Origin of the sequence: Methanosarcina soligelidi (assembly GCF_000744315.1) — an archaeon.
GTDB classification, from domain to species: domain Archaea; phylum Halobacteriota; class Methanosarcinia; order Methanosarcinales; family Methanosarcinaceae; genus Methanosarcina; species Methanosarcina mazei.
The window spans coordinates 3,099,949-3,114,129 of record NZ_JQLR01000001.1 but is presented as its reverse complement, the minus strand read 5'-3'; the positions used below and the strand labels follow the sequence as shown (position 1 = coordinate 3,114,129).

8 protein-coding genes are annotated in these 14,181 nt (G+C 38.1%); 4 read left to right on the top strand and 4 right to left on the bottom strand.

Annotation, left to right across the window (positions count from 1 at the left end):
- Positions 1 to 345 precede the first annotated feature (345 nt).
- Together M886_RS13385 and M886_RS13380 are read right to left on the bottom strand one after the other, a co-directional pair.
- Positions 346 to 3,459 (bottom strand): PGF-pre-PGF domain-containing protein, encoded by a 3,114-nt coding sequence (locus tag M886_RS13385; RefSeq protein WP_235203963.1) that lies wholly within the window; start codon positions 3,457 to 3,459, stop codon positions 346 to 348.
- A gap of 774 nt (positions 3,460 to 4,233) precedes the next feature.
- Entirely contained in the window at positions 4,234 to 4,656 is a 423-nt protein-coding gene (locus M886_RS13380; RefSeq protein ID WP_048046518.1) for a secondary thiamine-phosphate synthase enzyme YjbQ, read from the bottom strand.
- Between the two features lie 653 nt (positions 4,657 to 5,309).
- Here M886_RS13380 and M886_RS13375 point away from each other — a divergent pair.
- Together M886_RS13375 and M886_RS13370 are read left to right on the top strand one after the other, a co-directional pair.
- Positions 5,310 to 5,750, top strand: coding sequence for an IS1/IS1595 family N-terminal zinc-binding domain-containing protein (locus M886_RS13375; RefSeq protein WP_048040321.1), 441 nt, complete (start codon positions 5,310 to 5,312; stop codon positions 5,748 to 5,750).
- A 770-nt stretch (positions 5,751 to 6,520) separates the two neighbouring features.
- Positions 6,521 to 8,110, top strand: a complete 1,590-nt coding sequence (locus M886_RS13370) for a COG1470 family protein (RefSeq protein WP_048051317.1) — start codon at positions 6,521 to 6,523, stop codon at positions 8,108 to 8,110.
- Between the two features lie 136 nt (positions 8,111 to 8,246).
- Here the strand turns inward: M886_RS13370 and M886_RS13365 are convergent, their stop codons facing one another.
- Positions 8,247 to 8,876, bottom strand: a complete 630-nt coding sequence (locus M886_RS13365) for a hypothetical protein (RefSeq protein WP_015412920.1) — start codon at positions 8,874 to 8,876, stop codon at positions 8,247 to 8,249.
- A 940-nt stretch (positions 8,877 to 9,816) separates the two neighbouring features.
- Here M886_RS13365 and M886_RS13360 point away from each other — a divergent pair.
- On the top strand, positions 9,817 to 11,187 hold the full coding sequence (locus M886_RS13360) for an MBL fold metallo-hydrolase (protein ID WP_048036760.1): 1,371 nt from the start codon (positions 9,817 to 9,819) through the stop codon (positions 11,185 to 11,187).
- A 109-nt stretch (positions 11,188 to 11,296) separates the two neighbouring features.
- Positions 11,297 to 12,490 carry a DUF1015 domain-containing protein gene (locus M886_RS13355; RefSeq protein ID WP_048036759.1) on the top strand — a complete coding sequence of 398 codons (1,194 nt, stop codon included), beginning with the start codon at positions 11,297 to 11,299 and terminating at the stop codon, positions 12,488 to 12,490.
- Between the two features lie 46 nt (positions 12,491 to 12,536).
- Here M886_RS13355 and M886_RS17995 read toward each other — a convergent pair.
- A protein-coding gene (locus M886_RS17995) for an IS630-like element ISMma9 family transposase (protein ID WP_152558040.1) occupies positions 12,537 to 13,668 on the bottom strand; the annotation gives its coding sequence in 2 pieces (ribosomal slippage) (positions 12,537 to 13,236 and positions 13,235 to 13,668; 1,134 coding nt in all).
- Between the last annotated feature and the right edge of the window lie 513 nt (positions 13,669 to 14,181).

The following is a 14,181-nucleotide window of genomic DNA, read 5'->3' as shown; positions in this document are numbered from 1 at the left end:
GGTATAAAAATTTTCAGCAGATCGCAGGATAAAAAGTGTTAAGATTAATTTCCCAGTTTACATCTTTCACGTGTATTATTTATAAAAAGTAATAATAGATAGGGATAAGATAAACAGAAATGTTTATTGTTCTTTTTCTCTCATCAAACATTCAAATGTTTTAAATTATGAACTCTATGATAAAAACAGAATATGAAAACTATAAAAACAGAATATGAAAACTATAAAAACAGAATATGAAAACCCATATAAAAGTAAGAAAAAAATAGCGAATTAATAGCAGGGCAAGTTAACCCCGCCATCAGGCTGCAATTTATTAAATACCACCTTCTTTTTACGGTTTATTCAATATTGTCTCCTTTTACACAGGAGCACTCCAGACAACCCGATAATACAATAAATCATCTCAAATCCGGGCATACCTGAGTTTTCTTGCTGAGGAACCTCTTTGTTTTCTGCTTTTTCAGACTCTTTTTCAAATTTTGATTCCGTGTTTCCGCTTTGTATGGAATCTTCAGTCTCAGGCTGTATTTCAATTACAATCTTTTTTGCTGTAATTGCAAAGGGCGAAAACCCCGGAGTTTCTGCTGTGTAATAGAGGTATCTGTCATCATTCCTGAGCAGGTTGGTGGGAAGCTCATTCCATTTCTTCTCACTGTACCTGTTAAGGACGATTGAAGACTCATCAATATTTTTTTCCTCAACCCAGGATTTTTTTACTCTGAAGCATACAACCGCATTTTCTATGTTCTCTTCGGTCGCATACCCTCCATTCCCAACCCAGATATTCAGATAATTGTAGACTTCTCCAGCTGGTTTTTCCGGAGTGAGAGTTGATTGATTTTTCAGCATTTCAACAATAGTTGTGGTCTTACCTGCAGTTTTTCTGGCATTAAAACATAAAGAAACAACATCAGTAACGTTCTTCGGGAAATCAAACGTTATACGATTACCATTTGCGATGAAGACCTGGGAGAGCTCTTTTACCTTAATGTTTTTAGCAGGTTCCGGAGAACCGCCTGTGCTGCCGCCTCCTCCACCTCTTCCGCTCTTCTCATCTACAGTTATCTTGATGGTTTTTGAATCTGTACCGTTTTCATTGATAGCTGTCAGTTTAGCAGTGTAAATCCCTGGAGAGAAATATTTATAAACAAAACATGATTCGTTTGAATCCTCAACCCCGTCGTCATTAATGTCCCAGCTTATCGATGTTGCTTCTTTCGAAAGGTCTTTGAAGGTTATTGAAAGGGGAGCATAGCCTCGTGTTGCACTGGCAGTGAAATCTGCTATTGGAAGGCCATTATCTTCAACGTCTTCCCCTTGAAGCACAGTTATAACAGCATTTTTTGAATCCGTGCCGTTGGCATTGCTTACTTTAAGGCTGACAGTATAGCTTCCTGCTGCCAGATATGTATGGACTGGATTTTGATTATCTGATATCTCTCCGTCCCCAAAGTTCCAGTTCCATGAGGACGGGTTCCCGGTACTGGCATCTGTAAACTGGACAGTCAGTGGAGCATTTCCATGTGTCACATTGGATGTAAAGTTAGACGACGGAGGCCTGGGCATCACTATTATGTAATTTACTTTTTGGATACTGTCAGATCCTCTTTCATTTGTCACATTTAACCGGACAGGGTATGTCCCTGCAGCAGAATAAGTATGAACTGGATTCTTAATCGTTGATCTATCTCCGTCTCCGAAATCCCATAACCAGGAAACAGGAAGCCCTAATGATGTGTCTTTGAATGCTACATTCAACGGCTGGTATCCAGTCGTGACATCACTGGTAAAATTAGCAACCGGAACTGACGGTAGAATTACCGTAATAGTCTGAAACATTGAATGAGTGGAAACATCATTTGATACCGTCAGATTAGCCCTATAAGTTCCCGGTTCTGTATATATATGAGTGACATTTGAAGTACTGCTGACAGGTGAACCGTCCCCAAAATCAAGCTGTTCTATGGTCTGGTTGACGCTGTAATCCGTAAAAGTCACACTTTCCCCTGCCAGGATGCTCTCTGCAGAAACCGTGAATCTTGCAGTTACACTGGAAAATCTGGCAGGCCTTACCCAGGATGGGTCACCCAGGTCTCCCATGCAGTAAAATGCTCCTCCATTCCGGCTGGTATAGTTTAAAATTTCATCCAGTCTCGCTGTTGAAGTTTGATATCTGTCAGTAACGTTTGGAGTAATTGTGTGCCCGTATAACACCAGTACATGGCCTGTCCTTATCGCATAATCAATTCCAGCTTTTATAGACTCCAGGCTAACATCCCTGCTTTCATCGATTTCAACCCCATATAGAAGCCGAGAATCATCCCATTTGTAATAAGCCAGTGGCGTCTCAGTTATATTGCCGTTTATAATATTTGGGACTCCAGTTCTGAGCGTCCGGAAATAAGGGGCTAGTATAGAATCACTGGTTGGGTTTCTGTCTGAATAGGGGTATGCAAGAGTATAAACCGGATAACCATAACGGGTAATCTCCACAATGTTCGGGTATATTTCCTGGTCCAGCCATTCTGTAGAAGTATGATTTACTAGAAATAGCCTTGAATTTGTGTGGTTATACCCATGTGCAGCTATTTCCCAGCCAGCAAAATGAAGTGCATCCAGTTCATTTACTAAAGTCTGAGTGGGGATCTCCCTGTTATTTATTTTATTTACATTGATAGTGCAGGTAGCATTATATTTCTGGAATATTGACAGATGTTTGTAACACGTATCAATATGTCCTGTATCGTCCCAGGATAGAGCGATTCCTCCCGGCCGATTGGAGTCTCTTATGTTGTGGATATCTTTCACATATAGATCCAGGATTTCAGAGGGATTCAGTGCTCTGTCGTATTCATAAAACGCGTATACTGTCCCGTCCAACCCATGCTCGGCATCAGGGGACGATCCTATTGTCCAGCTGTTTGTATTGTTGCCTGAACCCAGAACACCTGCCCTGTAGTCCACCCCTTTTCCGCTGGCAATTCCGTTAATGTATAACTGAGCATGAGAGCCATCATATGTTACAATAGCTTCATAATCTTCTTCGAGCTCGACCTGACAGTCGCTGTAACCGACAACGGAATAACCGTCTGCACAAATTTCATACTCAATTCTTGAATTTGTGTGATCAAGACTGATCCTGCATATGTCATTGCCTCTGGAAACTAGATATGTACAGTTAGTTGGACTGCTGGAATTACAACGGAAAAATACTCCAAATGTTATATCAGGATCTGTGAATTCGAGCTCTTTACTCTCAGGAATCACTATTCTGTTCTGTCCGTTAAAATGTCTTGCCTTCTGTCCTGTTGACAGGGTAAAGGTTGTACTTCCATAATTAATACTGTGGTCTCCGTACCCGGAACTGTCAACTATAGCATTTCCGCTGCCTTCACACCAGTTGTAATATACAGGCTGGTTTGTATCCGCATACGCAGTACCGGCGAGACAAATCATAAACACGAGAAATAGTCCATATTTTAAATATGGTTTAAACTTATTAAATTTCATTGGATCAAACCTCTTAATGCGAAAACATGAACCGTTTTTTCTTTACATAGTGATTAAAAACCTCCTTCTTCAGGTTATAATGCAAAAAATCCTCATCTGAGAGACAAGCCAGACCCATCAGTGTATTGTTTTCTAAACAGTGTGTTGTTTTCTAAATCGCGACAGGTATTTTATAAAGTTTAATTAAGATATTTAAATTTTTGAAATTTCTGACTTTATTGAACTTTTTTAATCTGTAGTAGCCCAAAAATATTCTTTTTACCAGAATATTTAATTTCAAAACAAACTCACAGTCTGGTTTGACCGAGGAAATACGTTGCAAACAGGATTAATTTTCACACACTGTTAACTACGACATAGTAATATTTATAATTAAGTTGATTGAGCCCAAAATATACTAAAAGAAAGAATTCAGGAAGAATTACAATATTAAAAATAAAATAAAATAAAATAAAATAAAAAAGAAAAGAAAAGAGAGGACGAAGAAAAAGAAAAGAAATAGTAAAGGAAAAGAAGAACAGGAATAAAAGAGAAAAGAAGGAACAAAGAAAAAGAAGAATAAATATAAAGAAGAATAAATATAAAGAAGAATAAATATAAAGAAGAATAAATATAAAGAAGAATAAATATAAAGAAGAATAAATATAAAGAAAAATAAATTAAAAAGAGTTGAATCAGCATTAACTTAAAGAAACTTGTTTCCTTAAAAAATAAAGCTTTTTAAAAATCCCCGATAATTTGCAGCACGATTTTTCTTAACTTCTCAATTCTGTCGAAATTTATGTATACTATCTGCTGCCATGTCCCGAGTGTCAGCTTTTTTTCAACAAAAGGGACTGTAAGGCTCGGACCGAGCAGGAATGATCTTAAGTGAGAGCCGCCATTAAAATCTCCCCATGTTTTATGGTGATGATAATCTTCATTCAGGGGAATGAGTTTATCAAGGATTTCTGAAATGTCTTTAGAGAGATTCGACTCAAATTCCATTGTACTTATTGCTCCTGTTGACCCGACGCAGAACACCGTAACTGTTCCATTTTTTATCTCTGATTTTTCAATTTCTTCCGATACCGTTCCGGTTATATCAACAATTCCGCAGTCTTCTTTAGCAGTGACTGAAATTTCTCTTGTTTCTACAGGCATAAAAGGATATTAGCAGGGCAGATTAAATATTCTTTCAAATCCCCGTGGAAAGAGTAAATTCATTTTTATGGTTTAAACTCTGAACTTCCTTTTATATTGAATTTATCTGCAGGTTTCCTGCTGCAGTTTTTATTGAAAAAAACATGCCTCTGCCTGATTTTTTGCCTGAGTTATTGATATACTTTGATATTCGGGAGATTACAGAATAAATATTTTATGGCAATTTTTGTACTATTATAAAACGTTTATCAATTTATTTTACAAAAATCTATTTCTGGTAGACATGATAATTAGTAAAATAGATATATCAATAAAACCATAACTTATTAATTAAATTATTCCAGTTCAAAAAATCATACTTAATCATACAGAATTATCGGTCAAAAATTGAAGTGATCATGGTACTTCCTTGCAGAAAGGGACACTATTGCAGTATAATTTGAGATCAATAATTCTAAAAATTTTTGCAAATTTATTATTGTAATTGAAAAAATGTAAAAAATGCATCGCTGGATACAGATTTAAATTTATTTAAAAATTATGTAGAACCATGAATAAATCTTCGTTTAAAAATTAAAGTGTAATTATATTCATATTGAATTTAATTTCATATCGGAAAACCAAAACAAAAAGGGATCCAGGGAGGAAAATATATGATCAGAAAAACAGATGAAGTCGTGTGCCCAAATCCAAAATGTTCATATTATCTTAAAGCTGAGGGAAAAGCCATAATCAAACGTGGAAAATATAAAACAGGGCATCAGAGATATTACTGCAAACATTGTGAGAAATTCTTTATGGATACTATAGGCACGGCTATATATCGCAAACATCTGTCTAAAGAAGAAATAAGAATGATATACCGGCTTTTCCTAGAAAAAAATGGAATCAGAAGCATTGAAAGGATAACAGGACACCACAGAGATACAATAAGCAACCTTCTAAAAGATACTGTCAAAAATGAAAAGACGGAAGACTATCTAATCAACCAGATAGGTCTGACAGCTGAAGAATGTGAGAAATTATGGATATTTCTGGAAAAAAAGAGAAATTCTTCCCGAAACTCCTTAAAACAGAAGGATAATAACTCATAAATAAATTGGACAAGTAAAAGCTGCAGGCTGTATCTATTAATGAGATATACAGATAATCTATAAAGATAATCTATAAAGATAGTCTATAAAGATAGTCTATAAAGATAATCTATAAAGATAATTTAGAAAAATAACTTAGGGAATAATTTAGAAAAATAACTTAGGGAATAATTTAGAAAAATAACTTAGGGAATAATTTAGAAAAATAACTTAGGGAGCAATTTAGAAAAATAATTTAGGGAGTAATTTAAGGAATAATTTTTCATAAAATGTGTATTAATAATATATTTTTTTTATATATTGACCTTTCTGAAGATATTTTTATATTCATTTTCGTATGGATTTGTTTCAGCTCTTTTTCTACAACACTCAAGAAAAATTTCTCAATGTAATAAGTATTTTATACAAGGACAGCTATCAATTATGCAACTTCTGCACTCTGTAAAAATGGCAGATGCCGGATAGTTGGTTATGGGGAGTCGCTGTACACAAAGCAAACTGGTTGCAGATCTATTTCGTAGCTAACAGCATCTCTTTCTGTGATATGACATGAAGGTTTCGGGAATCTGAGTGCACTGGTTACAGGGAGTATTATTCCTGACTGAAATCCTGACTAAACGCCTGGCTGAAGCAAAAAATGTGAAATTCTGGAGTTCAGCCATCTGTATTCAGTCCTTAAAATATGTAAAAAAAGATCAACTGATTATATATTAAATTTTCTTAATGTAATTAAACTGATAAAGGGTCAAAATTTAAAGAGGAGTAGAACTATGAGTAAAAACTCATTTTTGAAAATAATATCCCTGTTTTTAGGGATAATGCTATGCGCGGCAACGATACCGGCTTCATTTGCTCAAATCGAAAATATGGAAAAATCAGCCGCCGGACCTGCCAGCACCACGGGTTCGAATAAAATTGTAATACACGATATAAACCCAGGTTATTTTGACCTGTATCTCCAGCAGGGAGAAAGTAGCAGTTTCACTGTTAGTTTTAAAAACAACGGCAAGAAATCACTTGACATAGAACCGAAAATTGCATCTGTGCCTTACAGCATTGATTTTAACGAAAGCTGGATAAGCATATCCCCGGCAAACGTAACAGTAGAGGCTGGTGCAGAACAGGAGTTTACTGTTGAAGTAAATATTCCGGAGGATGCGGGTACAGGGTATTATGAAACCTACATAGCCTTCACAGACGATGTATATTCCGAAGAGGATTATTATCCACAGTATGTCAATGCAATGTACCTTTCAATTTCGGTTTCTGCCATAACACATGAGATAAATCCCGCTTACTATGACCTGTACCTGCGTCAGGGAGATAATGAAGTCTTCAATGTAAGTTTTAAAAATAATGGTAACAAAGCCCTTGAAATAGAACCAAAAGTTGTGGATGTACCTTACAGCGTTGATTTTAATGAAAGCTGGATAAGCGTATTCCCGGCAAACGTAACAGTAGAAGCTGGTGCAGAACAGGAGTTTACCGTTGAAGTAAATATTCCGGAAGATGAAGAAGGCGGGTACTATGAAGCCTGCATAGCTTTTACCGATGATGTATATTCCGAAGAAGATCCCTACCCGCAATATATCAACTCAATGTATCTTTCCATTTCGGTTCCGGTTTATCCGAAGCTTGAGCTTCAGACAAATTACATTGACGATACTGTTGAGGCCGGAAAAGAATACGAGTATACGGTGAAAATCAAAAATGTTGCAGGTAAAAACATAACCATCGATCCGGAAGTAACCGGCTACAGCTATTCATTTGATGAATTTGGTCTTGACGACGACGAAATAGAAATCACGGCACCCTCAACATTAGAACCTGGAGAAATTGCTGACATGATCATCCGGGTTCCTGTACCGGAAAATGCAACAGGAACTTATGACCGGTATATTGAAATGAAAGTCAATGGAGGCGAGAATGGAGGATATGAGCCACAGCTGGAGCTTTACCTGACAGTTATGCATCAGCCCTCAGTTCCTTATGTTAAAACCTTCAGTACCAAGAATGAAGATCCGATAACAATTGAAGTTTCCACTTATTCATACGGTCCTGATTCATGGCTGCGTAACCCCCCAAGAGATGAAGTCCCATCTTTTGAACTGAGTATGAAATATAATTCAACCCCTGTTGACATGACACTTGTAAAAACAACTATGAATGGCGATGTAAGTATTGGAGGGGATTATTTCCCATCATGGTCAAATAATGAACACGATATCTACCAAAGTTCCGGCAGTTATTACACTGAAACATATGTAGTATCCGGAGCGATCGGAGACTGGGAACTTGAAATCCTTCCGAAAAACGCACAAAATTTTCATTATTCGATAAGTATTGGAGATTCGGAATAAACTCAGAATAAATAATGTAAGTAAACGTTAAAATTGAGATTACAAAAAGCCGGCGGGACCTGATTTTTCTTTCTTCCGGAATCCCGCCCCCAATTTTTTTATTTCCTTTTTTTCATTATTTAAAAGTTGAACAATATTACAGATCTCCTGCCAGCAATTCTATAATATACGGGTCATAAGCTTCCGTTGGACGGCCTGAGACCAGCGCAATATAATAATCTGCAACAATCGAAGCCTGCTGTTCCCGGTTATAATTACAAAAGTGCGGATTTGCACCAAGAATATATCCGTAGCCTTCTGTTGCTCTGGCATAAGACGCCTCAATCATGTATCTTGAGCCTATATGTTCCATCTGTGATACATGAGCCAGTTCATGGATAAGCCATTTCATATGCGAATTCCCGGGAGCAGGTTTAATTCTTTTATTGAAGTTGATGGTGCGAAAAGAGGTTATCCCCATGCCCGAGCATTTATGCCTCTTTGCCCCAAGCCAGGCGATCAGCGAGTTTTCGTCAATGCGTACTTTTCGGTAATTTATACTGTCTCCAAAAACCTTTCTGGCTTCCTGCTCCTCTATCCGGGTTAGCCTTCGGGTATTTGGTTTCATGGTCTGCCACAGAAGGTCCATAAGTTCAGGAAAACTGAAGATGTCCAGGGTTTTTGCCAATATTCTTCCTGCCCACACGGTAGTAAATAGCATAATCTCGCGCATCCCTTTATGAAAATTCTTTCCTTCATTCTCGTCCAGGGTTATTGAACCTTTCAAATCCTCTCACCCATATATTAGTTTATAAACAACGCTTCAGCTCTTCAAGTTTCCTCAAGTTTGAGACTAAAGAGGATTATTGAGATTGAAGGTTACTGAAAACTTCTTTTAACCTGTAATTTATTGAGATTAAAAGCGACTGAATGCTTCTTTTATCCCCATAGGAGTAAGGATGGTATAAACTTCAGGATATAAACTTCAGGATAGTAAAAAGGTGGAAAAAGAAGAGAGCAGGGAAAAGAGAAATAAAGAAAAAATGCAGGAAAAAAGCAGCAAAAGCGGAGAACAGAAAAGATAGAGAACAGCAAAAACGGAGAACAGAAAAGGTAGAGAACAGCAAAAACGGAGAACAGAAAAGGTAGAGTAAGAAAACGCCCGAAAGCCATTGTTCCGACTGTAGCCCCCGATACAGTTGTTCCATAGATACGCTCCCCCAAGCATATCTCCCGGAACAGGAACTGTGGCTTTCGGGCCATTCTTCTACTTACTCATTCATACCAATTACTCACTCGTTCATCCATTCACTCCTGGTTACAAATATAGAATTGACTCTTAATTATTTTAAATTAATTATACCAAAAATTACCCGAAAGCGAATTGTTTTTTCACGTAAAATATTTCAAAACCAGCAATCTGTTATATTACTTCAAAAAAACATACCTTCAAACCTGAACAAACATATCGGGTAATAACGTTATTTAAGAAAGTGATTTTCAGCCAGAAATTTTCGGTTATAGCAGGAATGAAAGGACAAGGGTTTGCTTTCGAATAGTTTTTCCTGAAAAATTCCTCAAAAAACATATGAGGCATGCAGTTGTATAATAAAAGCACGGCAAATTAAAAAAAGTCGAGACCTGATAACCTGTAAAAGGTACGTAAGGCGACTGCAAAATAATTGTAAATATATCGAATAAAAGGGAATATAATTGCGGGGTTAATTATGATATTTGAGCGCATCAAGTCTGAGGGACTGGCTCATCTTTCTTATTTTGTCGGTTCTGGAAATGAAGCCATTGTTATCGATCCCAGGAGAGACTGCCAGATATACTTAGATATTGCCAGAAGAGAGGGCATGAAAATAAAATATATTTTTGAAACGCACAGAAATGAAGACTATGTAATTGGCTCTCTGGAACTGAAGGAGTTGACGGATGCAGAGATCTACCACGGTAAGGGAGTAGATTTTAAATACGGAATTTTTGTCAGCGACGAACAGGAGTTTAATTTCGGGTCTATGAAGCTGACTGCTCTGCATACTCCCGGGCATACCGATGAAAGCATGTCCTATGCGCTCACAGACCCGGACTCAGGAAAAGCGCCTTTAATGGTTTTCACAGGAGATGCCCTTTTCGTAGGTGATGTGGGAAGAACCGACCTTTACGGGCCTGAAGAAATTCCAAGGATGGCAGCAAACCTGTATGAGAGCATTTTTAGTAAGATTCTTCCCCTGGGAGACGGAGTAATACTCTGCCCTGCACACGGTGCGGGTTCTCTCTGTGGAGGAGCCATCTCCAAAAGAGAATACAGTACCCTGGGCCTCGAACGTATTCAGAATCCTGCTCTTCAGAGGACTGATAAAGAAAAGTTCATAAAGTTTAAGCTTGAAGAAAAGCTTGAATTTCCCCCTTATTTTAAAAAAATGGAGCAGTATAACCTTCAGGGCCCTCCTTTGCTGAAAGGGCTTCCAGTTCCGGAGCTGCTTTTTCCGAAAGAGTTCGTAAAAGAGATGGAAAAAGGGGCAATGGTTGTGGACACGCGTATGCCGCATTCTTTCGGAGGAGCGCATATAAAAGGTTCATACGGAATCTGGCTTAAAGGACTGCCTTATTATGCAGGCTGGGTGCTCCCTTACGATAAGCCCATACTTCTCGTACTTGAAGAGAAAGATCAGCTTGAGGCCGCTGTCAGCTATCTGGTCAGAATAGGGTATGACAGTATAGCAGGTTTCCTGAATGGAGGAATTTCATCCTGGTATATGAAAGCCCTGCCTGTAGAAAGCCTGAACCTGATATCTGTCCAGAGCCTGAAAGATAAAATCGAGAAGAATGAGGAAATGGTAATTCTGGACGTAAGGCGGGACGAGGAATGGGAAAAAGGACATATTGAAGGAGCAAGGCACGTATACGTAGGTCATCTGGAAGAGAATCTGGATAAAGTCCCCCGGAATAGTCCGATAATTGTTTACTGCGATTCGTCCAGACGTTCAAATATAGCGGCTTCGATTCTGAAAAAGAACGGATATGACATGGTGTACAATGTACTCGGCAGCATGACTGCATGGAAGAACGCCGGATATAAAGTTGTGAAATGAAAGGATTTTTAATCCGGGTTATATTTTTTAACGCCCCTTTTTTTACCTGGAGCCCTGCAAGATCTGGAGTTTAGAAATCTTTATATCTTCTTTCTATTTTTTATTAGCCATGATTTTGCACGTTCCGAACATTCTTCTTCCAGAGACTAACTGGAAAGAATGGGCAGTAATTGCCTGTGACCAGCACACTCAGGACCTGGACTACTGGAAAAGAGTTGAAGAATTTGTTGGAGATACCCCTTCTGCTCTGAATCTTATTTATCCTGAGATATACCTTCCTTTAGACGAAAAAAGAGTGGATGAAATTCATAAAGCAATGCACAGCTATAGAGATATCCTTATTGACCACGGTCCCTGCTTTATTCTTGTAAAGCGCAATTTTTCCGGCAGGGAAAGGACAGGTCTGGTTGCAGCAGTTGACCTGGAAGAATACGAATACACCGGAACTGACTCTTTTATCCGGCCAACTGAAAAAACAATCAAAGAAAGGCTTCCTGCAAGAGTCAAGATAAGAGAAAATGCAGAACTCGAGCTTACTCACGTCCTTATTCTGTATGATGACCCGGACTTTTCCGTTCTCCCAGGAAACACAGAAGGTCCTGTTTATGAAGGGGATAAGGTCTATGATTTTGACCTGATGGAAGACGGCGGGCATATTAAGGGCTTTAAAATCAGCGACAGAAATGTGCTTGAAGAAATTTCGAAAAAGATTGAATCCCTTGGTATCCTGCTTGCCGGGGACGGGAACCACAGCCTTGCAGCTGCAAAGAGTTTCTGGGAAACAATTAAAAAGACAGTCCCGGACAACCATCCCGCAAGGTACGCACTTGTTGAGCTTGTGAATATCCATGACCCGGGCCTTACCTTTGAGCCGATTCACAGGCTTGTCAGGGGAATAAATCCCGAAAAACTGCTCGAAAGGTTTGATGCAAAGATCGTAGAGTCATCTTTATTCAATTCAGGTACCGAATGTGAGAATAAACCGGAAGGCGGCCATTCAATCGAGTTTGTTACAAAAAACAGACGTGGTTTCCTTATATTTGATAAGCCCAAACATGACCTTGAGGTTGAAACCCTTGATGAAATCATTGACGATTACGCTGTCGAATACGAACATGACCCTGAAGTCGTTGAGAAGCTCGGAAAAGAGCCGGAAAGCATTGGTTTCTTCCTTCCCCCATTAAAAAGAAATGAGTTTTTTGCTCTTATAAAGAAGAAAGGAATCCTTCCACGGAAGTCATTTTCCCTTGGAAAGGAAAACGAGAAAAGGTATTATATTGAGGCCAGAAGAATTATGCAATAATTCTTCCATACCTTTTTCACTAATCCCGGCAGCTCCTAGTGTCGCGTCAATCCTCAATAGTCGGATAAAGACGTGACAATTTTATCCTTGCATCATCTGTTGTAAATTGCCATTTAACCTTTGAATTTTTGTTGTTTCTGTAATTTTGCCATGCCAAAACTTCTTTTCTGACAAACTCGATGTTATCCATTCTCCTTTTTAAACATTGACCTGTAAGTACATTCAGTTCAATCTCTGCCATGTTCAACCAGCTTCCATGTTTTGGCGTGTAGACGAACTCAAATCTGTCCCATAGCGCCTTTGCTTTTGGTGGTGGAAATGTTTCGTAGAGAGATCCAGGTATGTGCGTGTTTAGATTGTCCATTACTAACGTAATTTTATCTGCATTTTCATGTTGAACTTCTATTTCTTCGAGAAAATAAGCCCAATCTCTCTTTGTTTTTCTTTCAGTGATCTTTACCATTCTTTTCCCTGTCAACGGTTCACAGGCAAGGAATATATTGCACATTCCATTTCGCTTGTATTCATAATCGTACTTTTCTGGCTTCCCTGTTGAGCAGGGGATAGGGATCCGGGTTTCTGCAATCAGTTGTTTTGGGGATTCGTCCATACACACAACAGGATTTCGTGGATCAAACGGACGTTTATAAACGTCCAGAACCATTTCCATATTCGCAACAAAACTACTGTTTTGTTCTGGAGGAATTACCCATTGTTTCCTTTGCCAGGGTTTGATTTCGTTTTTTTAAAGTACGGCGTACTGTTTCGTGAGAAATTTCCTCGAAATAACCAAGTTCTACAGCCTTATCGGCTAATAATCTTAACGACCATCTTGCAAAACCTTCAGGGGGTTGACTGCAACTAAGGGCGACTAAATGGGCTTCAAGATCACCATCAACTTTTTTAGTATAAATGCGCTCGCTTTCTTTCCCGTTAAGGGCAACTTCAAGACCTTCTTCAACAAATCTCTTCTTAACACGGTCAATTTTTTTCATACTAATATTCAGGACACGTGAGATTTCTTCATTGGTTGAATGGCTAACATTCAATTCACTTTTATCGCAATTAAGCAAAATCAGAGCATTGAGAATTTGTTGAGAGTTATGTTTTCCCTTTGAAGCAAGTTCACAAAGAGATCTACGTTCATCTCCGGTAAGTGTCACAGTATATTTAATCATGAATGATACTTATGAAGATCATCCAATATAACGCTTAAGACTTCCCATCGGTGACACGATACTAGTTATTTTTCTGATTATCCTGTTGATGTTCTTTATTACCCGCAATTCATTCTATACAGCCATCCTTCCTGTCGTCACCGCCAGAAAAGAAGCAAAGGAGCTGAAAAAAAGAATACTGCATAAAGGTTCTGGCATAGTAAACAAGACTTCTCAGAAAAGAAAATTCAGTTTATGTTTTTGCCTGATCCTGAAATGTAAGGTAAATAACAAACTCCGGCACCTGGGAGAAGGCATTTAATTTTCAAATTCTACTGAATTTAGCTTGAGAAGATTAAAACAAAATCTTTTGGGCGCCGTTCTGTTTTATTTTTATCAATACGGGCGAGAAAGATAGATGAATATTAAATTTATAATAGAATCTTCGAAAATATTATTTTTTTGATAATATAATAAAGCGTATTTTTTCTAACGGAGAAAAAACAGGTCAATTAAATAAAACTAAATGCTAAA

Bases quoted from the DNA above. Each gene is read 5' to 3' on its own strand.
- M886_RS13380 (WP_048046518.1), bottom strand. From the start codon at position 4,656: ATGCCTGTAGAAACAAGAGAAATTTCAGTCACTGCTAAAGAAGACTGC.
- M886_RS13360 (WP_048036760.1), top strand. From the start codon at position 9,817: ATGATATTTGAGCGCATCAAGTCTGAGGGACTGGCTCATCTTTCTTAT.
- M886_RS13355 (WP_048036759.1), top strand. From the start codon at position 11,297: ATGATTTTGCACGTTCCGAACATTCTTCTTCCAGAGACTAACTGGAAA.
- M886_RS13385 (WP_235203963.1), bottom strand. From the start codon at position 3,459: ATGATTTGTCTCGCCGGTACTGCGTATGCGGATACAAACCAGCCTGTA.
- M886_RS13375 (WP_048040321.1), top strand. From the start codon at position 5,310: ATGATCAGAAAAACAGATGAAGTCGTGTGCCCAAATCCAAAATGTTCA.
- M886_RS13370 (WP_048051317.1), top strand. From the start codon at position 6,521: ATGAGTAAAAACTCATTTTTGAAAATAATATCCCTGTTTTTAGGGATA.